We start from the raw sequence: 21,645 nt of genomic DNA, 5'->3' as shown, positions 1-21,645 counted from the left end.
GGAGGAGTGGGTGCGGCCCTTCGTCGTGTGGCGGGGAGGTCAGACGGTCGCCGGGACCTGGGCGGCCACGAGCTGGATGTCGAGGTTGATCTTGACCTTGTCGCTGACGAGGACGCCGCCGCCCTCGATCGCGGCGTTCCAGGTCAGGCCGAAGTCCTTGCGGTTGATCTCCGCGGAGGCCTCGAAGCCGGCGCGGGTGCCGCCCCACGGGTCCTTGGCCACGCCGTTGAAGCTGAGGTCGAAGACGACGTGCTGGGTGACGCCCTTGATGGTCAGGTCGCCCTCGAGGGTGTCGGGGGTGACCTTGGTGCTGCGGAAGGTCATCTCCGGGTTGTTGTCGGTGTCGAAGAAGTCGGCCGAGCGCAGGTGGCCGTCACGGTCGGGGCTGCCGGTCTCGACCGACGCGAGCTGGACGGTGGCCTCGACCGAGGAGTCCTCGAGCTGCTCGCCGACGGTGACGGTTGCCCGGAAGTCCTTGAACTGGCCGCGGACCTTGGTGACCATCAGGTGACGGGCCACGAAGCCCAGCTCGCTGTGCGAGGCGTCAACGTCCCAGGTGCCGGGGGTGAGGTCGGAGAAGGTGGTCATCGAGATACTCCTTGGGTGATTGCGGGTGGAGTCACGTCCCAGGCGGGTTGTGGAAGGTCTGCCTGTGGCGTCCTGTTGTCGACTGTACGCCGATTAAGTTTAATCTTCAACCACTGAACGGTAAACTACATTCCATGAGCACTGACCTGACCGCACCGCGCTGGCTCGACGAGGAGGAGCAGCAGGCATGGCGCTCCTACCTGCGCGCGAGCCGGCTCCTCGAGGTGGCCCTCGACCGTGACCTGCTCGCGCACGGGGTGCAGCTGAGCGAGTACGAGATCATGTCGATGCTCAGCGAGAACCCGCGCCGGCGGCTGCGCATGTCCGAGATCGCCACGCTGGTGGTCCAGTCGCGCAGCCGGCTCACGCACACCGCCTCCCGGCTGGAGAAGCGGGGCTTCGTGCGCCGCGAGCCGTGCGAGGGCGACCGCCGCGGCGTCGAGCTCGTCCTCACCGACGAGGGGTATGCCGCGGTGGAGGCCATCGCGCCGCTGCACGTCGCCAGCGTGCGGGCTGCGCTGACCGACCACCTCACGCGCGCCCAGCTGCTCGCGATGGGCGCGGCAATGGCCGCCATCGCCGACGGCATCGAGGCCACGGGGGCGTGCGAGGAGGTGGCCGAGGGGGTCCTGCCGGCCTGAGACAATCGGGGGCATGACGGCATACCCCTTCGAGGCCCCTGAGTCCCAGGCCCTGCTCGAGCGCGCGGCCCGCGTCACGCCCGGCGGCGTGAACAGCCCGGTTCGCGCGTTCCGTGCCGTGGGTGGCACCCCGCGGTTCATGGCGAGCGCGCAGGGGCCGTGGCTGCGGGACGTCGACGGACGGGAGTACGTCGACCTGGTCTGCTCCTGGGGGCCGATGATCCTCGGCCACGCCCACCCGGGCGTGATGGCGGCGGTGCAGGAGGCGGCGACCAGGGGGTTCAGCTTCGGCACGCCGAGCGAGAACGAGGTGGCCCTGGCCGAGGAGATCGTCGCCCGGGTCGAGCCGGTCGAGCAGGTGCGCCTGGTCAGCAGCGGCACCGAGGCGACCATGAGCGCGATCCGCCTGGCCCGTGGCTTCACCGGCCGGTCCAAGGTCGTGAAGTTCGCCGGCTGCTACCACGGCCACGTCGACGCGCTGCTGGCCTCCGCCGGCAGCGGTGTCGCCACGTTCGCCCTGCCGGACTCCGCGGGCGTGCCCGCCTCCAGCGCAGGCGAGACGATCGTGCTGCCGTACAACGACGTCGAGGCGCTCGAGGCCGCGTTCGCCGAGCACGGCGCCGAGATCGCCGCCGTCATCACCGAGGCGGCCGCCGGCAACATGGGCGTCGTCCCGCCGCTGCCCGGCTTCACCGAGGCCATGCGCCGGGTCACCCGCGAGCACGGTGCCCTGCTCATCTCCGACGAGGTCATGACCGGCTTCCGGTGCAGTGCGGCCGGCTGGTACGGCGTCGAGGGCCCGTATGACGGTGGCGCGCCGGACCTGTTCACCTTCGGCAAGGTCATGGGCGGCGGGTTCCCCGCGGCCGCGTTCGGCGGTCGCGCCGACGTCATGGCGATGCTGGCGCCGCTCGGCCCCGTCTACCAGGCGGGCACCCTGTCGGGTAACCCCGTGGCCACCGCCGCCGGCCTGGCCACCCTCCGGGGCTGCACGCCCGAGGTCTACCAGCGCCTGGCCGACGTGAGTTCTGCCATAGCCACGGCGACCACGCAGGAGCTGTCGCGGCACGGCATACCGCACGTCGTGCAGTGGGCCGGGAGCATGTTCTCGGTGTTCTTCCGCGAGGAGGCCGTGCACAACTACGACGACGCCAAAGCCCAGAACTCCCAGGCGTTCTCGGCCTTCTTCCACTCGATGCTCAGCCAGGGCGTGCACCTGCCGCCGAGCGCGTTCGAGGCGTGGTTCGTCAGCGCGGCCCACGACGACGCGGCCGTCGACAAGGTCGTCTCCGCGCTGCCCGCGGCGGCCCGGGCCGTCACAGAGTCGTTTGCGACAATCGGGTCATGACCCCGCAGATGTCCTCCACCGGTGTGCGCACCGTGGTGCACGTGATGCGCCACGGTGAGGTCCACAACCCCACCGGCGTGCTCTACGGGCGGCTGCCCGACTTCCACCTGTCCGAGCTCGGGCGGGACATGGCCCAGGCGGTGGCCGACCACCTCGCCGGCCACGACGTGACCCACGTGGTCGCGTCCTCGCTGGACCGGGCCCAGGAGACGGCCACCCCGATCGCGGCCGTCCACGAGCTGGCCATCCACACCGACGACCGGGTCATCGAGGCGGGCAACCACTTCGAGGGCCGCACCTTCGGCGTCGGCGACGGCTCCCTGCGCCACCCCGAGCACTGGCCCAAGCTGCTCAACCCGTTCCGGCCCTCCTGGGGCGAGCCCTACGCCGAGATCGCCGCCCGGATGGTGGCCGCGGTCACCGACGCGCGCGCCGTGGCCCGGGGCCACGAGGCGGTCATCGTCTCCCACCAGCTGCCGGTCTGGACCCTGCGCAACAAGCTCGAGGGCAAGCGCCTGTGGCACGACCCGCGCAAGCGGCAGTGCGCCCTGGCCTCGCTGACGACGCTGAGCTTCCTCGGGGACCAGCTCGAGTCGATCTCCTACAGCGAGCCCGCGGGTGCGCTGCTGGCCCACGCGGCCAGGAAGGCGGGCGCGTGAGGCTCGTGGCACTCGGGGTGGCCGCCGCGCTGGCCCTCGGCCTGACGGCGTGCAGCAGCGACCCCAACTCCATCTCGGCGCAGGCCCAGTCCGGTGACCGCAAGGGCTTCGTCTCCGGCGACGGCACGGTCGAGCGGATCGCGCTCGACAAGCGCGAGGACGCGGTGCGCCTCAAGGGCACCAACGTCGACGGCAAGCCGTGGTCGATGGACCAGGCCCGCGGCAAGGTCCTCGTGGTCAACGTGTGGGGCTCGTGGTGCGGGCCGTGCGTCTCAGAGGCCGGTGACCTGCAGCAGGCCTGGAGCTCCTACGAGAAGGCCAACAAGCCGGTGCAGTTCCTCGGCCTGGACTTCAAGGAGGGCCCCGACGCGGGTGCGGCGTTCCTGCGCTCGCGCGGCATCACCTACCCCTCCCTGGCCTACGACGGCGGCGCCCCGGTGCTCGCCCTGCGCGGCAAGGCCCCGACGGTGCCGACGACGCTGGTCCTGGACACCCGTGGCCGGATCGCCGCGCGCGTGCTCGGCCCGGTGCAGACCTCCACCCTGTCCGGCCTCGTCGACGACGTCCTCGCCGAGAAGGCCTGAGCGGGCCCGACATGACCGGCCTGGCCCCCCTGCACGCGAGCGTGGTCGCCTCCGTGACCGCGGACGCGGGCACCACCGTGGCCACCGGCGCGCTGCCGGTCGCCATCGCGGTCGCTCTCGTGGCGGGCCTGGTCTCCTTCGCCTCCCCGTGCGTGCTGCCGCTCGTGCCCGGCTTCCTCGGCTACGTCACCGGCCTGTCCGACGTGGCCCTGGCCAAGCGGGGCCGGGGGCGCCTGTTCACCGGGGCGCTGCTGTTCGTCCTCGGTTTCAGCGCCGTGTTCGTGGCCGGCGCCGCGTTCTTCGCCTCGGTCGGGGCGCTGCTGGTCGAGTACCGCACCACCCTCATGCGCGTCGGCGGCGTGCTGGTGATCCTCATGGCGCTGGTGTTCCTCGGCGTCGGAGGCCTTGGCACCCAGCGCACCTTCGCCCCGCGCTGGCGCCCCCGCGCCGGGCTGCTCGGCGCCCCGCTGCTGGGCGTCGTGTTCGGGTTGGGCTGGGCCCCGTGCACCGGCCCGACCCTGGGCGCCGTGATGACCCTGGCCACCACCAGCGGCGACGCCAACGCGGTGGCCCGCGGCACCGTCCTCGCCGTGGCCTACTGCCTCGGGCTCGGGGTGCCGTTCCTGCTCATCGCCCTCGGCTACAGCCGCGCCGGGCGGGCCTCCGGCTGGCTCAAGCGCCACCACCGCGGCATCCAGCTCGCCGGCGGCCTGCTGCTGCTCGCGGTCGGCGTCCTGCTGGTCACCGGCCTGTGGGACACCGTGACCACCACCCTCCAGACCCGTCTGGTCGACAACTTCAGGACGGTGCTCTAGATGAGCCGCGCCGACGAGCGCCTCGACACCCGCCCCGACGAGACCGAGGACACCGCGGTCACCCTGCCGCGCCTCGGCCCGCTCGGGATGCTGCGCTGGGCGTGGCGGCAGCTGACCAGCATGCGCACCGCGCTGTTCCTGCTGCTCCTGCTGGCCATCGCCGCCGTCCCCGGCTCGATCTGGCCGCAGCGCAACATCGACGCCGGCCGGGTCGCCGACTACCTGGCCCAGCACCGCAGCCTCGGCCCGTGGCTGGACCGCCTCGGCTTCTTCGACGTCTACTCCTCGCCCTGGTTCGCGGCGATCTACCTGCTGCTGTTCGTCTCCCTCGTCGGCTGCGTGGTGCCCCGCTCGCGGATCCACTGGCACGCCATGCGCGCCGTCCCGCCGCGCGCCCCGCGCCGCCTGGAGCGGCTGCCCGAGCACGGCGAGGTCACCGTCGAGGCCGAGCCGGCCGCCGTGCTCGCCGCCGCCCGCGAGGTGCTGCGCCGCAAGCGGTTCCGGGTGCACGCCCACGACGAGGGCTCGCTCAGCGCCGAGAGCGGCTACCTGCGCGAGACGGGCAACCTCGTCTTCCACCTTGCCCTGATCGTCGTGATCATCGGTATCGCGGTCGGTCACCTCTTCGGGTGGCGCGGCGACGTCATCGTCCCCGTCGGGGAGACGTTCTCCAACACCATCTCGGCCTACGACACCATCGACCCCGGCCCGTGGGTGGACGCCGAGAGCCTCACGCCGTTCTCCGTGGCGGTGGACAAGCTCGACGTGACCTTCGAGGAGAAGGCGCTGGGGGCGCAGCGCGGCGCACCCCGCGACTTCACGGCATACACGACGACGCGCGACAACCCCGACGCGGCGCCGCAGAAGCAGGTGCTCAAGGTCAACCACCCGCTGACCATGGGCGGCGCGTCGGTGTTCCTGCTCGGCAACGGCTACGCGCCGGTGGTCACGGTGCGCGACGCCAAGGGCCAGGTGCTCTACCACCAGGCCACGCCGTTCCTGACCCAGGACAACAACTACAAGTCGGTCGGCGCGGTCAAGGTGTCGGCGGCCAGCCCCAAGCAGCTCGGCTTCTTCGGCTTCTTCCTGCCGACGGCCTACATCGACAAGACCTTCGGGCCGTCCTCGGCCTTCCCGGACCTGAAGAACCCCGCGCTGGCGCTCGGCGTCTACGAGGGCGAGCTCTACCCCGGTGGGCGGCCGCAGTCGGTCTACACCCTCTCCACCGAGAAGATGACCCAGCTGACCGACGGCAAGGGCACCCCGCTGCGGATCTGGCTGACGCCGGGCAAGAGCTACCAGCTGCCCGGCGGCCGCGGCAGCATCACCTTCGACGGGGTGCAGCGCTTCGCCGGCCTGTCGATCCGCCACGACCCGGGCAAGCCGTTCGCGCTGTGGGGTGCGCTGCTGGCCCTGGCCGGCCTGATCGCCTCGCTGATGATCCGCCGCCGGCGGGTCTTCGTCCGGGTGCAGGAGATCACCGCAGGTCAGCGGGGGTCGGCCTCGGACCCTGCGGGCACGGGACGTACCGTGGTCACCATCGGCGCCCTGGCCAAGGGTGAGGACGCCGGGCTCGCAGGTGCCGTCGAGGACCTGCTCGCCTCCATCGCAGAACGAACAGGGCGCACCGCATGAGCAACGAGATCCTGACGAACGAGACGCTCGCGTCGTACTCGAACCTGAGCCTCTACTCGGCCATGGCGGTCTTCACCATCGCCATGATCTCCTTCGCCGTCGACCTCGCCGGCGTGGCGCCCAAGGTCGCCGCCCCGGCGCGGGAGCTGGCCGGGGCCGGTGGGCCGGCGACGACCGAGGCCACCGCCGGGGTCGCGCCCGCGCCGCGGCGCCGCAAGGCCGCCGGCATCGGCATGTCCCTGTCCTGGCTGGGGGCCGCGCTGCTCGTCGCCGCGACCGCGCTGCGCGGGCTGTCGGTCGAGCGCCCGCCGCTGGGCAACATGTACGAGTTCTCCCTCGTCGGCTGCTCCTTCGTCATGGTCGTCTTCCTCGGCCTGTCCACCCGTCGCGACCTGCGCTGGCTGGGCCTGTTCGTCGTCGGCCCGGTGCTGCTGACCCTCGGCCTGGCGACCACGGTGTTCTACACCCAGGCCAGCCAGCTGCTGCCGTCGCTGAAGTCGTACTGGCTGGTCATCCACGTCACCGTCGCCACGCTGTCGGTCGCGATCTTCACCATCGCGTTCAGCGTGACGATCCTCTACCTGGTCATGAGCTGGCTCGAGGCGCTGCCGGCCGAGCAGCTCACCGGGATGCGGGCCAAGGTGCACACGGCCCTGCCGTCGGCCCGCCAGCTGGACCGCACGGCATACGGCCTGCACATCGTGGCCTTCCCGCTGTGGACGTTCACCCTCATCGCCGGCGCGATCTGGGCCGAGCAGGCCTGGGGCCACTACTGGAACTGGGACCCCAAGGAGGTGTGGACCTTCGTGATCTGGGTGGTCTACGCCGCCTACCTGCACGCCCGCGCCACCACCGGCTGGTCCGCCCGCCGCGCCGCCTACCTGGCCCTGGCCGGCTACGGCTGCATCCTCGTCAACTACATGGTCGTCAACGTGTTCTTCGTCGGCCAGCACTCCTACTCCGGAATGTGATCGATGGCCCGTTACACCGTCCTGCGCCTGCTGATGTTCCTGGGCTTCATCTGCCTGGGCTACCTCATCGGGCTGCGTGAGATCTGGCTCGTCGTCGTGGCCGCGCTCGGCTCGATGGCCGTGTCCTTCTTCGTCCTCGCCGGCCCGCGCGAGGAGTTCAGCCGCAAGGTCGCCGCGCGGGTCGAGCAGCGCCAGGCGCGCGCCTCGGAGCGCCGCAGCGACGAGCAGGTCGAGGACGACGAGGACGGCGGCGCCGCGCACGCCTGAGCGCCGCGCTTCGCGCTTCACCACCGAACACCTCAAATCCGTCGTTTCCGGGCCCTGGAGGCCCCGAAACGACGGATTTGAGGTGTTCGGTCGGGGGAGGGGGGCGAGTCCAGGCGGGGTATGCCGGGTGGCCGGCCGGGTCAGGACAGCGTCAGTCCCAGCGCGAGCAGCGCGGCGTAGACCAGCTCGAACCGGCCGGTGCCGGCCAGCACCGGGATGAGGTCGCGACCCTGGGCGCCGCCCCACACCCGGCGCAGCAGCGGCACGGCGAGGGCGAAGGAGGCCAGCGCCAGCAGCGCGGTCCAGCCGGAGACCGCGGCCCAGCCGACCGCGACCAGCGCGATGACGAGGAGCACGACGTAGAGCAGGCGGGTGCGGCGGTCGCCGAGCCGCACGGCGAGGGTGCGCTTGCCGGCGACGGTGTCGCCCGGGATGTCGCGCAGGTTGTTGGCGACCAGGATCGCCGCGGCGATCGCGCCGACGCCCACCGCGCCGGCCCAGGCTGCGGCGGACAGCTGGTGCGCCTGGGTGTAGGTCGTGCCGAGGACGGCGACCAGCCCGAAGAAGACGAAGACGAACACCTCGCCCAGGCCGGCGTAGCCGTAGGGGCGCTTGCCGCCGGTGTAGTACCAGGCGGCCACGATCGCGGCGGCGCCGACCCACAGCAGCACCCACGCCTCGCTCAGCGCGACCAGGGCCAGGCCGAACAGGGCGGCCGCGGCGAAGGAGGCCATCGCCGCGAGCTTGACGTTGCCCGGCGTGGCCAGCCGCTGCCCGACCAGCCGCACCGGCCCGACCCGCTCGGCGTCGGTGCCGCGGATGCCGTCGGAGTAGTCGTTGGCGTAGTTGACGCCCACCTGCAGCGCCAGCGAGACCAGCAGCGCGAGCACCGCGTCGGCGGCGTTGAAGCGATCGAGGGCGGCGGCGGCACCGCTGCCGACGAGGACGGGCGCGACGGCGGCGGGCAGGGTCTTGGGGCGTGCGCCCTCGACCCACTGGGACAACGTGGCCATGGGGTGATCGTTCTCTGTCGACGGAGGGTGGCGGGCGGGCGCTACAGGTTGCGCAGGAAGTCGGGGTCGTCGTCAGGGCCGAGCGGGGTGCCGGGGCGACCCGGGCCGCGACCGCGGTCGCCGTAGCCCCGGCGCGGGCGGCCGGCGACGAACCACGCGATCGCCCCGATCGGCGGGAAGAGCAGGATCAGCACGACCCAGGCCAGCTTGGGCAGGTTGCGCTGGGCCTCCTGGTCGGTCTGGATGCAGTCGATGACGGCGTAGATCGTCAGCGCGAGACCCAGCAGCGGCAACAGCACGCGCGTCATCCTCGTCGCCTCCCCGGCCTCGGTCCTGTGGTCACCGATTCTCTCACTGCGTGGGGGTGTCCCCGAACTGGGTCCGCAGTGCGGCCCGGTCCGGCTTGCCGGGGCCGCGCAGGGGGATCGCGGGCAGCACCAGCAGCCGTCGCGGAAGCGCGTGGCCGGGCAGTATGCCGTGCAGCCGGGCCCGCACGTCGGCCAGCGCGGGCGGGTCGGCCGGGTCGGCCACGACGACGGCAGCGGCCACGGCCTGGCCCCACTCCTCGTCGGGCACGCCGACCACCACGGCCTCGGTGACGCCCTCGACGTGGGCGAGCAGCGCCTCCTCCACGACGCGCGGCGCGACCTTGACCCCGCCGGTGTTGACCAGGTCGTCGACCCGCCCCTGCACGTGCAGCGCGCCGTCGGCGTCGACGTGCCCGAGGTCGTCGGTGCGGAACCAGCGGGTGCCGTCCGGGCCGCGGGTGAAGGCGGCGGCGCCCAGCCCGGGCTCGGCGAGGTAGCCGTGGGCCACGGTCGGGCCGCCCAGACTGATCCGGCCGTCGTCGTCGAGGTCGAACCGCGTGCCGTCGAGGGGGAGCCCGTCGTAGACGCAGCCCCCGGCGGTCTCGCTCATGCCGTACGTCGTGGCGACGGTGACGCCGGCGTCGGCCGCCCGGGCGAGCAGGCTGGGCGGCGCGGCGGCGCCACCCAGCAGGACCGCGGCATACCGGGCGAGGGCCTCTCGGCCCTCGGGGTCCTGGAGCAGGCGGACCAGCTGGGTGGGCACCAGGGCGGTGTAGCTGCGCGCGGCCGGGTCGAGGCGGCCGGTGGCCGCGACGAACGCCGCCGGGGTGAAGCCGTCGCTGGTGTCCACGGCGACCGGGGCGGTGCCGGCGACGAGCGAGCGAACGAGCACCTGCAGGCCGGCGACGTGGTGCGCGGGCATGGCCAGCAGCCACTGGCCGTCGCCGCCGAGGCGGGCGTGTGTGGCCCGCGCCGAGGCCTGCAGCGCGGACGTGGTCAGCAGGGCGCGCTTGGGCCGGCCGGTGGACCCGGACGTGCCGACGGCCAGGGCCAGGTCGGCCGGGGTCCCCGGGGCGGGCGGCAGCGCGGGTGCCTTGCTCCCGGCGGCGAACGGCAGCAGCGCCGGGCCGGTGCCGTCCAGGGCGCGGGCGAGGTCGGGCAGGACGCGCAGGGCGTCGGCCCCCGGCGGGACGGCCAGGGTGGCGAGGTCGCGGGTCACCTCAGGAGGGTATGCCGTGGGGTTGCGATACTCGCCGGCATGGCGACGTCGCGACCCCTGGCAGTGGTGACCGGTGCGAGCAGCGGGATCGGTGCGGCCTCGGCCCGCCGGCTCGCGGCCGACGGCTTCGAGGTGGTGTGCGCCGCGCGCCGGGCCGACCGGGTCGAGGCGCTCGCCGCGGAGATCGGCGGACGCGCGGTCGTGTGCGACGTGACCTCTGCCGCCGACGTCGCCGCGCTGGCCGAGGCGGTGGGGGAGCGGTGCGACCTGCTGCTGGCCAACGCCGGCGGGGCGATCGGGCTGGAGCCGGTGGCCTCGGCCGACCTCGACGCGTGGCGGGCGATGTACGAGGTCAACGTCATCGGCGTGGTGGCCGTGGTCCAGGCGCTGCTGCCGGCGCTGGTGGCCGCCGGTGGGCAGGTCGTGGTCATGGGCTCGACCGCCGGTCAGGTCGCCTACGAGGGCGGGGGTGGCTACGTCGTGGCCAAGCACGGCACGACCGCGGTGGTCGACACGCTGCGGCTCGAGCTGTTCGACCAGCCGGTGCGGGTCTGCGAGATCGCGCCGGGGATGGTGCGCACCGACGAGTTCGCCCTCAAGCGCTTCGGTGGGGACCAGGACAAGGCCGACGCGGTCTACGCCGGGGTGGCCGAGCCGCTGACCGCCGACGACATCGCCGACTGCGTCGCGTGGGTGGCCACCCGTCCGGCGCACGTCAACATCGACCGGATGGTGGTGCGCCCGCGCGCCCAGGCCGCCCAGCACAAGGTGCACCGGGTCCTGGACTGAACCGGCCGCGGATACGCCGCGAGGGACCGTGCGGCGGCCGCACGGTCCCTCGCTGGGCGTGGATCCCTAGAAGTACCAGGGGAAGGGGCTCCAGTCGGGGTCGCGCTTCTCCAGGAACGAGTCGCGGCCCTCGACCGCCTCGTCGGTCATGTAGGCCAGACGGGTCGCCTCGCCGGCGAACACCTGCTGGCCCATGAGGCCGTCGTCGGTGAGGTTGAAGGCGAACTTGAGCATCCGCTGCGCCTGCGGGCTCTTGCCGTTGATCTCGGCGGCCACCTGCAGCGCCTCGCGCTCGAGGTCGGCGTGGTCGGCGACGATGTTGACCGCACCCATCCGGTGCATGTCCTCGGCCGAGTAGGTGCGGCCGAGGAAGAAGATCTCGCGGGCGAACTTCTGCCCGACCATCTTGGCCAGGTAGGCCGAGCCGTAGCCCCCGTCGAAGGAGCCCACATCGGCGTCGGTCTGCTTGAACCGCGCGTGCTCGCGGCTGGCGATGGTCAGGTCGCACACGACGTGCAGGCTGTGCCCGCCGCCGGCCGCCCAGCCGTTGACCACGGCGATGACGACCTTGGGCATGGTGCGGATCAGGCGCTGCACCTCCAGGATGTGAAGCCGGCCGCCGGCAGCCCGGACCCGGGCCTGGTCCACGGTGTCGGCGGTCTCGCCGTCGGCGTACTGGTAGCCGCTGCGTCCGCGGATGCGCTGGTCGCCGCCGGAGCAGAACGCCCAGCCGCCGTCCCTGGTGCTGGGGCCGTTGCCGGTGATCAGCACGGCGCCGACGTCGGGGGTCATCCGCGCGTGGTCCAGCGCGCGGTACAGCTCGTCCACGGTGTGCGGACGGAAGGCGTTGCGGACCTCGGGGCGGTTGAACGCGATCCGCACCGTGCCGCGGGCCGGCCCGTCGACCACGGCACGGTGGTAGGTGATGTCGGTGAAGTCGAAGCCCTCGACGACCTCCCACGCGCTCGGGTCGAAGATCTCCGACACGGCCCCGGTCCGGTCCTGGCTGCTCTGCTGGTCGGTCACGTCAGCGAGGATAGGCGCATGCCTGATCCGCTCCTGCCGGGCCTGTCGGAGGTCCTTGAGTCCCTCCACGTCGTGCGGATCCCCATGCGGGTGCGCTTCCGCGGGGTGATGGAGCGCGAGGCGGTGCTGCTGCGCGGACCCGCCGGCTGGGGCGAGTTCGCGCCGTTCCTGGAGTACGACGACGCCGAGTCCGCGCGCTGGCTGGCGGCCACGCTCGAGGCCGGGTGGCAGGGCTGGCCGGTGGCGCAGCGGTCCTCGGTGCCGGTCAACGCCACCGTGCCCGCGGTGCCGGCGGACCAGGTCGCCGCGGTCCTGGCCCGGTATGACGGGTGCACCACCGCCAAGGTCAAGGTCGCCGAGCGGGGGCAGCACCTCGCCGACGACGTCGACCGGGTGGCGGCGGTGCGCGAGGTGATGGGGCCGGAGGGGCGGATCCGCGTGGACGCCAACGGCGGGTGGGACCTCGAGCAGGCGAGGGAGGCACTGACCCGGCTCGCGCGATACGGGCTGGAGTATGCCGAGCAGCCGTGCGCGACCGTGGAGGACCTCGCCCGGCTGCGAACGGCGTTGGCGCGGGGCGGGACCGAGGTGCTCGTGGCGGCGGACGAGTCGATCCGCAAGGCCTCCGACCCGCTGCGTGTGGCGCGCGAGGGTGCCGCCGACGTGGTCGTGGTCAAGGTGGCGCCGCTCGGCGGGGTGCGGGCGGCGCTCGCGGTCGCCCAGGAGTGCGGGCTGCCCACGGTCGTCTCGAGCGCGCTGGACACCTCGGTCGGCATCTCGGCCGGCGTGGCGCTCGCGGCGGCGCTGCCGGAGCTGCCGTTCGCCTGCGGGCTGGGCACCGTGGAGCTCATGGCCGGCGACGTGGCCGTGCCCTCGGTCGTGCCCCGCGGCGGGTCCCTGCCAGTGACTGCGGCCGAGGTGGACCCGCTGCTGCTGGAGCGGTGGGCAGCACCGGCGGAGCGGCGTGACTGGTGGGTCGACCGGGTCCGCCGCTGCTGGGAGGTCCTCGGTGCCGACGACCGCCGCTGACGTCGTCGAGGTCCTTCACCTCCTGACCTGCGTGGGCGCGAGCCCGCGGCTCTCGGGTGGCTGGGGCGTCGACGCGCTGCACGGACAGCAGACCCGTGAGCACCGCGACGTCGACGTGGCCGTTGACGCGGGTCGGCTGGACGCGTGCGTGGAAGTGTTGCAGCGCAACGGTTTCGTCGTCACCACCGACTGGCTCCCGGTGCGGGTGGAGCTGTCCGACCACGTCGCCGGCCGGCACGTGGACCTGCACCCGCTGCACTTCGCGCCCGACGGCCGCGCCTGGCAGGCGGGGCTCGACGACATCCGGTTCGACTACCCGGCGGACGCCTGGTGTGAGGGCTCGGTCGGCGGGACGGGTGTCCGCTGCCTGTCGGCACGGATGCAGCGTGAGCTCCACGCCGGTTACGAGCTGCGGGACGTCGACCGGCACGACCTTCGCCTGCTGGAGGACACGCCCGTGCGAAGAGGTCAGGCCCCGTAGAGGTTCTCGTCCCGCGCGTAGGAGGGGCCGTAGTACTCCTCGAGCTCCTCGAGTGGTGTCTCGGGACGCTCGAGGTCCTTGGCGATCTGCGCCCGCGACGGCAGGGCGTCGGGCTGCCACGTCTCCGGCTGCCAGAGCGCCGACCGCACGAACGCCTTGGAGCAGTGGAAGAGGACCTCCTCCACCTCCACGACCATGGCCATCACCGGGCGCCGGCCCTTGACGACCATCTCGTCGAGGAACGGCGCCTCGCGCACCAGCCGGGCGCGGCCGTTGACCCGCAAGGTGTCCCCGCGTCCGGGGACGAGGAAGAGCAGCCCGACGTGGGGGTTCTCCAGGACGTTGAGGAAGCCGTCGGCGCGCCGGTTGCCGGGGCGCTCCGCGAGGGCGATGGTGCGCTCGTCGAGGACATGGATCAGGTGGCCGGCGGGGTCGCCCTTGGGGGAGGCGTCGAGGCGCCCCCGGGCGTCGGAGGTCGCGACGACGCACAGCGGCGAAGTGGCCAGCCACTGCCGGTCGAGCGCGGTCAGCTCGGGGCGCACCTTCTCGGCGACCCGCTGGATGGGGGTGCCGAGCAGCTCGCGCAGCTCCGCTTCCGAGGTGATCTCGCTCCAGGTCGTGCTTTCCACGCGCGCCTCCCGTGTCCCCGGGCCAGGGACCGCCCCGGCCTGTCCGCAGGGCTGACCCTACGCCCGGCAGCGGCGGCGCTACCGCCGGTTTGCGCGGGGGTTCAGGCGGCCGGCTGGTCGTCGACGGTGACGACGCCGTCGGCACCGGCCAGCCAACGCAGCCCGCCGACCATGGTGTGCCCGGCCGCGCGGATCGCGGTGCGCTCCAGGATCGGCAGGTGGGGCAGCAGCAGCGGCGAGCGCGCCCACGTCGGCATCAGTCCGACCGCGGCCGCCCACAGCAGGCCGTACGCCGGCCGGGCCACCAGCGGCAGCGGCGCCTCCAGCAGGAGGAACCGTGCCGTGTCGCGGGCCTCCCGCGTGCCCTCGAGCTCGGGCCGGAACGCCTCGAGCCGCGCGGCCAGCCCGGCGGTGCTCGTCGGCACCTCGGCCGGGTCTGCGCCGAGGCGGAGGGCCACCTCACCGGCCTGCGCGACGTACTCGTCAGCCTCCTGCGGCGTCAGCGGGCGGCGGCCGTAGGTCTGGTGCGCGGTGAGGAAGCTGTCCACCTCGGCCACGTGGATCCAGGCGAGCAGGTGCGGGTCGGAGGCGCGGTAGCTGCGCCCGTCCGGCGCGACGCCGCTGATCCGCGCGTGCACCCGCCGCACCGCGGCCACCGAGGCCTCCGCGTCCTCGGCCGTCCCGAACGTGGTCACCGCCAGGAACGCGCTGGTGCGCGCCAGCCGCCCCCACGGGTCGGAGCGGTATCCCGAGTGCTCGGCCACCGCGGCCATGGCCAGGGGGTGCAGCGACTGCAGGAGCAGGGCGCGGATGCCGCCGGGGTACATCGCGGTGTCGGCGTGCACGCGCCGGATCGGCGAGCCGGGCGGGAACCAGCGCGGGCCGGGCGTGCCGTGGATCCGGTCACGCAGGACGGGGCCGTCCGGCCCGGCGACCTTGGCGAAGACGGCCTGCTGGACCTGGCTGCGGAGCACCTCGAGCGGAGCCATGCCCCCATTGTGCGCGCCCCCGCTGACACCCACCGCGCGACCTGGTGCCCGCTGCGCCGCGAATCCGCGCTGGTCGGGGCCCTCTTCGCGGTGTACCGGGCACCACGTGAGCGAGTCGGGGCGGCCGAACCTGCCCGGCCGTCCGCGTCCGGCCGGACCGATGCGGCAGGATCGGGCAGGTGAACCCCTCGACCGCCCTCGCGACCGTCCTCGTCGACGAGCTCGCGCGGCACGGGGTCCGCGAGGCGGTCCTGTGCCCCGGCTCGCGCTCGGCGCCGCTGGCCTATGCGTTGCAGGAGGCTGACCGCGTCGGCCGGATCCGGCTGCACGTGCGCGTGGACGAGCGCTCCGCCGGGTTCCTGGCCCTCGGCCTGGCCAAGCTGACCCGCCGCCCGGTGCCGGTCGTCACCACCTCCGGCACCGCCGTCGCCAACCTGCACCCGGCCGTCCTCGAGGCGCACCACGCGGCGGTGCCGCTGCTGGTCCTCAGCGCCGACCGCCCGCCGGAGCTGCGCGGCACGGGAGCCAACCAGACCACCACCCAGCCGGGCCTGTTCGGTATGCCGGTCCGCTGGCTGCACGACCTCGGCGCACCCGAGCGCCGTGCCGGCCAGGTGGCCGTGTGGCGCTCGACCGCCAGCCGTGCCTGCGCGGCCGCGACCGGCGCGCTCGGCGGCACCCCCGGCCCGGTCCACCTCAACCTGCCGCTGCGCGAGCCGCTGGTGCCGACCGTGGACGCCGAGCCGTGGCCCGAGCCGCTGGACGGCCGTCCCGGCGGGGCGCCGTGGGTGCGCACCGACCGGGCCATCGCGGTGGCCGAGCCGCTGCAGGACGAGCCGCGGACCCTGGTGCTGCTGGGCGACCTGCCGGACCCCAGCGCCGCCGCCGCGGTCGCCTCGCTGGTCGACGCGACCGGGTGGCCGCTGCTGGCCGAGCCGTTCGGCGCCCTCGACCGCGCGGCGGTGAGCCCGCACGGGCCGCTGCTGCTGACCGCCACCGGGTGGCTGGAGCAGCACCTGCCCTCGCGGGTGCTCGTGGTCGGCCGGATCACCCTGTCCCGGGCAGCCGCGGCGCTGCTGCGCCGGCCGGAGGTCCGGGTCGAGGTCATCACCCCCGGGCACGGCTGGCCCGACCCCGGCCACGTGGCTGAGCGGGTCCACCCGTGGGCCGCGATCGCCGGCCACGAGCACCTCTCGGTCGACCGGGCCTGGGCGGACGCGTGGCACGAGGCCGGTCGCACCGTCGCAGCCGCCGCGCAGCCCGTCATCGCCGGCGCCTGGCCGTCGGGGCTCGGGGTCGCCGCCACGGTTGCCGCCGCACTGCCCGGGCACGCCACGCTGTTCGTCGGCTCCTCCAACGCCGCCCGCGACCTGGACCTCGCGCTGACCCCGGCGACCTTGCCCACCGGGGCGGCCGTCGTCGCCAGCCGCGGCCTGGCCGGGATCGACGGCTGCGTCTCCACCTCGGTAGGGCTGGCCCTGGCGCACCCGGGGCGGCCCACCTACGCCCTGATGGGCGACCTGACCTTCCTGCACGACAGCAACGGCCTGCTCATCGGGCCGCACGAGCCCCGTCCGGACCTGACCGTGGTAGTGCCCAACGACGACGGCGGGGGCATCTTCACCCTGCTGGAGCCGGGGGAGCCGGGGCGGGCGGCGGACTTCGAGCGCATCTTCGGCACGCCCACCGGCACCTCCCTGGTCGACCTGTGCCGGGCGCACGGCGTCGACCACACCCGCGCCACCACGCGCGAGGAGCTCACGGCCGCGGTCGCCGCTCGCCCGGAGGGGCTGCGGGTCGTCGAGGTCCCGCTGGCGCGTACCGGGCACCGCGACCTGCACGCCCGCCTGCGCGAGGCGGCCGCGACAGCGCTGGCCTAGAAGGCGATCCCGGGCATCGGCTCGCGGTCGGCCCGCATCGCCAGCGACAGCTGCCGCACCGCGCCGGTCCGCAGCTCCTCCACGACGCCACGCTGGGCCTGCGAGGCGATGCTGCGCGAGCCCAGGTAGGCCGCGCCGAGTGCCTGCACCGGTATCCGGAGGTCGGCCGGGTCCGAGGTGGGCGAGCAACGTCCGACACCCTTGTCGTCGACCGAGAGACGCCAGCGCCGCTGGTTCCATGGGCACACCTCGTCGACGACCTCGAGCACGACGTCACACGCTGTGGCGTAGCCGCGCTCCGACAGCGCGCGCCCGACGTCGACCAGGCGCAGCCACAGCCCGTCGTAGGTCGAGATCTCGACGGCCCGCGGCCCACCGGCCCACCACAGCAGCGGGTCGTCGGTCGATCGCTGGTCGAAGGTCACCGTCGTCGTCAGGTCGAAGTCGACCAGCCGGCGGGCCAGCGCCAGCAGCGAGGCCTCGTCGAGCGCGACGACCTCGGTGACCGCGACGGTGCCCTTGGGGCTGCCGTCCTCCCAGGTGCCCGAGCGGGTGAACCGCGCGTAGCCGGTCGCCTCGCCGTCGCGGGAGCAGAACATCACCTGCTGGGGCTCCCGGCCCACCCGCGCCGGCGGGTGGTCGCGGAACAGCACCCGGCCCATCAGGTCCGAGCGGGTCACCGCGCCGAGCGTCGACGCCGTCGCCGCGACGTGGAGCCGGTGCACCTGCGCCCGCGCCTCGTCGGAGTCCATCGGCATGAACCGGGTCTGGAGCCGACCGGCCTCCTCGTCCAGCGACGGCGCCGTGAAGGTGGCCCCGCGGCCCATGGACAGGTGCACCTCGAGGGAGGCCACGGCATACCCGAACCGGCCGTAGATGGCCGGCTCGGCGGCGTGCAGCCCGCTGATCCCCACGCCCTGCTCGTGCAGCTGGGCGAAGTGGTGGTCCAGCATCGCCCGCAGCACGCCCCGGCGCCGGTGGTCGGGGTGCACCGAGACCCAGGACAGGCCGGGCATCGGCACCGTGGCCAGCGCATCCAGCGGACCCGGGACGGTCAGCCCCAGGCCGAACGCGGTGTAGACCCCGCACAGCGTCGAGCCGCCGTCGCGGCTGGCGCCGAAGGTCCGCGGCCACTCGAAGTAGTCGAGGACGTGCTCCGGGTCGTGCTGGGACGGGTCGAAGAAGAAGGCCGCGGCGTCGACGCCGAGCAGGCGGTCACGGTCCCGGGGGCCGAGCGGGACGACCGTGACACCGGCAGCGGGCTGTTGACTGTCCATGGGACGGAGCGTTGCGCCACCGTGACCGGCCATGCAACAGGATTGACCCCATGCACACACCGGTGAAGGGGTCGGTCCCCGCGGTCGTCGCGGTCTTCACGATCAACGGTGCGCTGATGGCGCAGGCGTATGCCCGCATGCCCCAGCTGCGCGACCAGGTCGGCGCGACCCCGGCCCAGCTGGGCCTGGCCCTGGTCGGGGGCGGCATCGGCTCGGTGCTGGCCATGCCGTGGACCGGCCGGGTGGTGGAGCGGTGGGGCAGCAAGAACACCGTCCGGGTCGTCGCGCTGGTCAACGTCCTGGCGTGGGTGGCCGTCGCCTGGACCGGGTCACCGCTCGCGCTCGCCGCGACCCTGGTGTTCATCGGAGCCACCACCGGCATGTGGGACGTGGCGATGAACGTCCAGGGGCACCACGTCGAGCGGCTGCGGGATCGCTCCCTGATGCCCCGCCTGCACGCGGGCTTCTCCGCCGGCACCCTGGCCGGAGCCCTCGTCGGGGTGCTCACCGCCAAGCTCACCCTCCCCCTGCAGGTGCAGCTGCCGGTGTTCAGCGCCCTGACCTTCGCCGTGGTCATCGTCGCGACCCGGCGCTTCATCGGCGAGCACGCCGGCGTCGAGGTCATGCCCGAGCAGGAGACGGTCGCGCCCACCCGTTCCGGCATCACCGCCCTGGAGGTGCTCATCGGGCTGATCACCCTGTCCACCGCCATCGGGGAGGGCGCCGCCAACGACTGGCTGGCCCTGCTGCTGGTCGACGTCCGGGACGCGCCGCCGGCGTTCGGAGCCCTCACCTTCGCCGCCTTCAACCTGACGATGCTGGTCGGGCGGCTCGCCGGCGGTCCGGCGATCGAGCGGTTCGGCCGGGTGTGGGTGCTGCGGGTCAGCGGCCTGTGCGCCTGCGCCGGGGTGCTGCTGGTCTGCCTCGTGCCGATGCTCGGCGCCGCCGTCCTCGGCGGCCTGCTGTGGGGCCTGGGCCTGGCCACCGTCTTCCCCGCGACGATGTCCGCCGCCGGCGAGGTGCCCGGCCGCGGCCAGCGGGCGATCGGCGTCGTCTCCACGATCGGCTACGGCGGGTTCCTCCTCGGGGCGCCGACCATCGGCCTGCTCACCAGCCACGTCGGGCTGGACCGGGCGCTGCTCCTCGTCGCCGGCTTCGCGGCGCTGATCGTGGTCCTCGCGCGGTATGCCGCGCCGGTCCCCGCCACCTCGCACGAGGTGCACGAGCCCGACGACGTGGGCCCGCTGCGCTGAGGCTCCGAGCCACCCATCCGGACACGGCTCAGCCCGCGTTTCCCTGGCCGTCGGCCCCGGAAACGCGGGCTGACGGGTGTCCGGTCGCGTCAGAGGGCCTCGAGGGCGTCCCGCATCGGCACGAACTTGGCGTCGGACTCGGCCAGCTCGGCGTCGGGGTCGGACCCGGCGACGATGCCGCAGCCGGCGAAGAGCCGCAGCCGCCGCGCGTCGTCGGGGTCGAAGGCCCCGCAGCGCAGCGCGATGCCCCACTCGCCGTCGCCGCTGGAGTCCATCCAGCCGACCGGCCCGGCGTAGCGCCCGCGGTCCATGTGCTCCAGCTCGGCGATGGCCTGCGCGGCGACCGGCGTGGGCGTGCCGCACACGGCCGCCGACGGGTGCAGTGAGGCCGCCAGCCCGAGCGAGGTGGTGCCGTCGGCGAGCACGCCGGCCACGTCGGTGGCCAGGTGCATCACGTTGGTCAGGTGCAGCACGAACGGCGCCTCGGGCACGTTCATCGAGGTGCAGTGCGGCTCCAGCGCGTCGGCGACCGAGCGCACGGCGTACTCGTGCTCTTCGAGGTCCTTGGACGAGCGAGCCAGCGACGCGGCCAGGGCCAGGTCGTGCTCGTCGTCGCCGGTGCGGCGGATGGTGCCGGCCAGCACCCGGGAGGTGACCAGGCCCTTCTCGAGGCGCACCAGCATCTCCGGCGTGGCGCCGAGCAGGCCGTCGACGGCGAACACCCACGTGTTGTCGTAGCGCTCGGCCAGGCGCTGCAGCAGCCAGCGCGGGTCGATCGGGTCGGCCGCGTCGACCTCGAGGTCGCGGGCCAGGACCACCTTGTCCATCTCGCCGGCGGCGATGCGGGAGACCGCCTCGGCGACCGCCCCGCCCCACTGCGCCCCGGACAGGGCCCCGTCGGCGAAGGCGACCTCGCGCGGGGCGGCCGGGGGCTCGCCCGGCCCGGGGGTGAGGACCGCCGGCAGGCTCGAGCCCTGGGTGATCGTGGTGAGCCAGAAGTGCGAGCCCCGGTGGCCCAGGACGACCTCCGGCACGACGAGCGAGGCACCCGCAGGGGAGTCGTCGGCGAAGGCGATCGAGCCGAAGCAGACCGGACCGGTGCCCGGGAGCAGCACGTCGTCGCGGACGACGGCCCGGGAGACGACCTCGCGCCACCACTCCTGGGCGGCGGCGAACCGCTGCGGGCCGCCCGCCTCGAAGACCAGCGCCCGACCCCAGCCGACCAGCCCCTCGCCGCGGCGCACCCACGAGGAGATCGCCTCGGGGGAGACGTGGCCGGGCAGCAGCGAGAGCAGCGCGCCGGGGTCCTCGAGCGCCACCGTGCGCGCCACGAGCGGCCCGGCCGCGGGAGGCGGCGGGACGGGTGCGGGCTCGGTGGTCACGGAGAGCAAGCCTACGACCGGGGCCCGGGCGCCGGACCCGGGACCACGGTGACGGGGCCCGCGCGAGCCGGTCACCGGGGCATACCGGTGGTGGCCGTGCAGGCCACCACACGGCATACGGGAGGATGTGGCCCATGATCCGCGCCAGCCTCGACAAGCGTCCCCGCGACGTCGCCGCGATGTTCGACGACGTGGCGGGCCGGTACGACGTCACCAACGACGTGCTGTCCCTCGGCCAGGACCGCCTCTGGCGCAAGGCGGTCGTGCGCGCCGTCGACGCCCGGCCGGGCGAGCGCGTGCTCGACATCGCCGCCGGCACCGGCACCAGCAGCGAGCCGTTCGCCGACGCGGGGATCGACGTGGTGCCGGCCGACTTCTCCCTCGGCATGCTGCGGGTCGGCAACCGCCGCCGCCCCGACCTGGGTTTCACCGCCGCCGACGCGCTGCGGCTGCCGTTCGCCGACGCCTCCTTCGACGTGGTCACGATGTCCTTCGGGCTGCGCAACGTCTCCGACACCCTCGGCGCGCTGCGCGAGTTCCTGCGGGTGACCAGGCCGGGTGGGCGCCTCGTGGTCTGCGAGTTCTCCCACCCGACCAACGCGGCGTTCCGCAAGGTCTACAGCGAGTACCTCATGCGCTCGCTGCCGCCGATCGCCCGCCGGGTCAGCTCCAACCCCGAGTCCTACGTCTACCTCGCCGAGTCGATCCAGGCCTGGCCCGACCAGGCCGGTATGGCGCGCACGGTCACCGAGGCGGGGTGGCAGGACGTGGCCTGGCGCAACCTCAGCGGCGGCATCGTGGCCCTGCACCGGGCGGTCAAGGCGGGTTAGGTCTGCCTCAGTTCGGCAGGGTCCCGAGTCCG

General features: G+C 73.9%; 23 protein-coding genes. 14 read left to right on the top strand and 9 right to left on the bottom strand.

What is annotated here, in order from left to right:
- Positions 1–39: 39 nt before the first annotated feature.
- Positions 40–588 (bottom strand): YceI family protein, encoded by a 549-nt coding sequence (locus FB474_RS15570; RefSeq protein ID WP_141789475.1) that lies wholly within the window; start codon positions 586–588, stop codon positions 40–42.
- A 134-nt stretch (positions 589–722) separates the two neighbouring features.
- Between FB474_RS15570 and FB474_RS15565 the strand changes: the two genes are divergently transcribed.
- From FB474_RS15565 to FB474_RS15530, 8 genes are read left to right on the top strand one after another with little or no spacing between them, the layout of a single operon-like run.
- Positions 723–1,229 (top strand): MarR family winged helix-turn-helix transcriptional regulator, encoded by a 507-nt coding sequence (locus FB474_RS15565; RefSeq protein ID WP_141789474.1) that lies wholly within the window; start codon positions 723–725, stop codon positions 1,227–1,229.
- 13 nt (positions 1,230–1,242) lie between these two features.
- Complete coding sequence (gene hemL / locus FB474_RS15560) at positions 1,243–2,577, top strand: glutamate-1-semialdehyde 2,1-aminomutase (RefSeq protein WP_141789473.1); 1,335 nt, start codon at positions 1,243–1,245, stop codon at positions 2,575–2,577.
- On the top strand, positions 2,574–3,236 hold the full coding sequence (locus FB474_RS15555) for a histidine phosphatase family protein (RefSeq protein WP_141789472.1): 663 nt from the start codon (positions 2,574–2,576) through the stop codon (positions 3,234–3,236). The genes hemL and FB474_RS15555 overlap by 4 nt, the downstream gene beginning before the upstream one ends.
- Entirely contained in the window at positions 3,233–3,820 is a 588-nt protein-coding gene (locus tag FB474_RS15550; protein ID WP_141789471.1) for a TlpA family protein disulfide reductase, read from the top strand. Before FB474_RS15555 ends, FB474_RS15550 begins: the two co-directional genes overlap by 4 nt.
- Positions 3,821–3,831: 11 nt before the next feature.
- Entirely contained in the window at positions 3,832–4,635 is an 804-nt protein-coding gene (locus FB474_RS15545; protein WP_141789470.1) for a cytochrome c biogenesis CcdA family protein, read from the top strand.
- Positions 4,636–6,270, top strand: a complete 1,635-nt coding sequence (resB, locus tag FB474_RS15540) for a cytochrome c biogenesis protein ResB (RefSeq protein WP_141789469.1) — start codon at positions 4,636–4,638, stop codon at positions 6,268–6,270. It abuts the gene before it with no gap.
- Complete coding sequence (ccsB, locus tag FB474_RS15535) at positions 6,267–7,241, top strand: c-type cytochrome biogenesis protein CcsB (RefSeq protein WP_141789468.1); 975 nt, start codon at positions 6,267–6,269, stop codon at positions 7,239–7,241. The genes resB and ccsB overlap by 4 nt, the downstream gene beginning before the upstream one ends.
- A 3-nt stretch (positions 7,242–7,244) precedes the next feature.
- The gene (locus FB474_RS15530; RefSeq protein ID WP_141789467.1) at positions 7,245–7,508 is read left to right on the top strand and encodes a DUF4229 domain-containing protein; all 264 of its coding nucleotides are present in this window, start codon (positions 7,245–7,247) and stop codon (positions 7,506–7,508) included.
- Positions 7,509–7,648: 140 nt separating this feature from the next.
- Here FB474_RS15530 and FB474_RS15525 read toward each other — a convergent pair whose 3' ends face one another.
- From FB474_RS15525 to menE, 3 genes are read right to left on the bottom strand one after another with little or no spacing between them, the layout of a single operon-like run.
- Positions 7,649–8,521 (bottom strand): 1,4-dihydroxy-2-naphthoate polyprenyltransferase, encoded by an 873-nt coding sequence (locus FB474_RS15525; RefSeq protein ID WP_141789466.1) that lies wholly within the window; start codon positions 8,519–8,521, stop codon positions 7,649–7,651.
- A gap of 41 nt (positions 8,522–8,562) precedes the next feature.
- Entirely contained in the window at positions 8,563–8,829 is a 267-nt protein-coding gene (locus tag FB474_RS15520; protein WP_141789465.1) for a PLD nuclease N-terminal domain-containing protein, read from the bottom strand.
- Positions 8,830–8,872: 43 nt separating this feature from the next.
- The gene (menE, locus tag FB474_RS15515; RefSeq protein ID WP_141789464.1) at positions 8,873–10,048 is read right to left on the bottom strand and encodes an o-succinylbenzoate--CoA ligase; all 1,176 of its coding nucleotides are present in this window, start codon (positions 10,046–10,048) and stop codon (positions 8,873–8,875) included.
- Between the two features lie 39 nt (positions 10,049–10,087).
- Here menE and FB474_RS15510 point away from each other — a divergent pair, with 39 nt between their 5' ends.
- The gene (locus tag FB474_RS15510; protein WP_141789463.1) at positions 10,088–10,837 is read left to right on the top strand and encodes an SDR family NAD(P)-dependent oxidoreductase; all 750 of its coding nucleotides are present in this window, start codon (positions 10,088–10,090) and stop codon (positions 10,835–10,837) included.
- A 66-nt stretch (positions 10,838–10,903) separates the two neighbouring features.
- Here FB474_RS15510 and FB474_RS15505 read toward each other — a convergent pair whose 3' ends face one another.
- On the bottom strand, positions 10,904–11,863 hold the full coding sequence (locus FB474_RS15505) for a 1,4-dihydroxy-2-naphthoyl-CoA synthase (RefSeq protein WP_246092217.1): 960 nt from the start codon (positions 11,861–11,863) through the stop codon (positions 10,904–10,906).
- Between the two features lie 18 nt (positions 11,864–11,881).
- On the opposite strand from FB474_RS15505, the gene FB474_RS15500 reads away from it, so the two are divergent.
- Positions 11,882–12,892, top strand: a complete 1,011-nt coding sequence (locus FB474_RS15500; protein ID WP_141789462.1) for an o-succinylbenzoate synthase — start codon at positions 11,882–11,884, stop codon at positions 12,890–12,892.
- Positions 12,873–13,373 carry a nucleotidyltransferase domain-containing protein gene (locus tag FB474_RS15495; RefSeq protein ID WP_141789461.1) on the top strand — a complete coding sequence of 167 codons (501 nt, stop codon included), beginning with the start codon at positions 12,873–12,875 and terminating at the stop codon, positions 13,371–13,373. Before FB474_RS15500 ends, FB474_RS15495 begins: the two co-directional genes overlap by 20 nt.
- On the opposite strand, the gene FB474_RS15490 is transcribed toward FB474_RS15495, so the two are convergent.
- Together FB474_RS15490 and FB474_RS15485 are read right to left on the bottom strand one after the other, a co-directional pair.
- Complete coding sequence (locus FB474_RS15490) at positions 13,361–14,002, bottom strand: MSMEG_1061 family FMN-dependent PPOX-type flavoprotein (RefSeq protein WP_141789460.1); 642 nt, start codon at positions 14,000–14,002, stop codon at positions 13,361–13,363. The two genes, FB474_RS15495 and FB474_RS15490, sit on opposite strands and share 13 nt — an antisense overlap.
- Before the next feature lie 101 nt (positions 14,003–14,103).
- Positions 14,104–14,991: an oxygenase MpaB family protein gene (locus FB474_RS15485; protein WP_141789459.1), complete on the bottom strand. Its 888-nt coding sequence runs from the start codon at positions 14,989–14,991 to the stop codon at positions 14,104–14,106.
- Positions 14,992–15,170: 179 nt separating this feature from the next.
- Here FB474_RS15485 and menD point away from each other — a divergent pair, with 179 nt between their 5' ends.
- The gene (gene menD / locus FB474_RS15480; protein ID WP_141789458.1) at positions 15,171–16,871 is read left to right on the top strand and encodes a 2-succinyl-5-enolpyruvyl-6-hydroxy-3-cyclohexene-1-carboxylic-acid synthase; all 1,701 of its coding nucleotides are present in this window, start codon (positions 15,171–15,173) and stop codon (positions 16,869–16,871) included.
- Here the strand turns inward: menD and FB474_RS15475 are convergent.
- Entirely contained in the window at positions 16,868–18,148 is a 1,281-nt protein-coding gene (locus tag FB474_RS15475; RefSeq protein WP_185746191.1) for a GNAT family N-acetyltransferase, read from the bottom strand. The genes menD and FB474_RS15475 overlap by 4 nt on opposite strands.
- A gap of 50 nt (positions 18,149–18,198) precedes the next feature.
- On the opposite strand from FB474_RS15475, the gene FB474_RS15470 reads away from it, so the two are divergent.
- Positions 18,199–19,401, top strand: a complete 1,203-nt coding sequence (locus FB474_RS15470; RefSeq protein ID WP_141789456.1) for an MFS transporter — start codon at positions 18,199–18,201, stop codon at positions 19,399–19,401.
- 89 nt (positions 19,402–19,490) lie between these two features.
- Here FB474_RS15470 and FB474_RS15465 read toward each other — a convergent pair whose 3' ends face one another.
- On the bottom strand, positions 19,491–20,783 hold the full coding sequence (locus FB474_RS15465) for an isochorismate synthase (protein WP_246092216.1): 1,293 nt from the start codon (positions 20,781–20,783) through the stop codon (positions 19,491–19,493).
- A gap of 134 nt (positions 20,784–20,917) precedes the next feature.
- Here FB474_RS15465 and FB474_RS15460 point away from each other — a divergent pair, with 134 nt between their 5' ends.
- Positions 20,918–21,613, top strand: coding sequence for a demethylmenaquinone methyltransferase (locus tag FB474_RS15460; RefSeq protein WP_141789454.1), 696 nt, complete (start codon positions 20,918–20,920; stop codon positions 21,611–21,613).
- Positions 21,614–21,645 lie beyond the last annotated feature (32 nt).

Origin of the sequence: Oryzihumus leptocrescens, from assembly GCF_006716205.1 — a bacterium.
Classification (GTDB): domain Bacteria; phylum Actinomycetota; class Actinomycetes; order Actinomycetales; family Dermatophilaceae; genus Oryzihumus; species Oryzihumus leptocrescens.
Note: the sequence above shows the minus strand (reverse complement) of the source record. Positions and strands in the feature narration are given on the sequence as shown.

Excerpts from the sequence above, each read along its gene's own strand:
- FB474_RS15470 (WP_141789456.1), top strand. The coding sequence starts at position 18,199 with ATGCACACACCGGTGAAGGGGTCGGTCCCCGCGGTCGTCGCGGTCTTC.
- FB474_RS15485 (WP_141789459.1), bottom strand. The coding sequence starts at position 14,991 with ATGGCTCCGCTCGAGGTGCTCCGCAGCCAGGTCCAGCAGGCCGTCTTC.
- FB474_RS15520 (WP_141789465.1), bottom strand. The coding sequence starts at position 8,829 with ATGACGCGCGTGCTGTTGCCGCTGCTGGGTCTCGCGCTGACGATCTAC.
- FB474_RS15525 (WP_141789466.1), bottom strand. The coding sequence starts at position 8,521 with ATGGCCACGTTGTCCCAGTGGGTCGAGGGCGCACGCCCCAAGACCCTG.
- FB474_RS15475 (WP_185746191.1), bottom strand. The coding sequence starts at position 18,148 with ATGGACAGTCAACAGCCCGCTGCCGGTGTCACGGTCGTCCCGCTCGGC.
- FB474_RS15545 (WP_141789470.1), top strand. The coding sequence starts at position 3,832 with ATGACCGGCCTGGCCCCCCTGCACGCGAGCGTGGTCGCCTCCGTGACC.
- hemL (WP_141789473.1), top strand. The coding sequence starts at position 1,243 with ATGACGGCATACCCCTTCGAGGCCCCTGAGTCCCAGGCCCTGCTCGAG.
- FB474_RS15460 (WP_141789454.1), top strand. The coding sequence starts at position 20,918 with ATGATCCGCGCCAGCCTCGACAAGCGTCCCCGCGACGTCGCCGCGATG.
- FB474_RS15530 (WP_141789467.1), top strand. The coding sequence starts at position 7,245 with ATGGCCCGTTACACCGTCCTGCGCCTGCTGATGTTCCTGGGCTTCATC.
- FB474_RS15565 (WP_141789474.1), top strand. The coding sequence starts at position 723 with ATGAGCACTGACCTGACCGCACCGCGCTGGCTCGACGAGGAGGAGCAG.
- FB474_RS15555 (WP_141789472.1), top strand. The coding sequence starts at position 2,574 with ATGACCCCGCAGATGTCCTCCACCGGTGTGCGCACCGTGGTGCACGTG.
- FB474_RS15500 (WP_141789462.1), top strand. The coding sequence starts at position 11,882 with ATGCCTGATCCGCTCCTGCCGGGCCTGTCGGAGGTCCTTGAGTCCCTC.
- resB (WP_141789469.1), top strand. The coding sequence starts at position 4,636 with ATGAGCCGCGCCGACGAGCGCCTCGACACCCGCCCCGACGAGACCGAG.
- ccsB (WP_141789468.1), top strand. The coding sequence starts at position 6,267 with ATGAGCAACGAGATCCTGACGAACGAGACGCTCGCGTCGTACTCGAAC.
- FB474_RS15510 (WP_141789463.1), top strand. The coding sequence starts at position 10,088 with ATGGCGACGTCGCGACCCCTGGCAGTGGTGACCGGTGCGAGCAGCGGG.
- FB474_RS15570 (WP_141789475.1), bottom strand. The coding sequence starts at position 588 with ATGACCACCTTCTCCGACCTCACCCCCGGCACCTGGGACGTTGACGCC.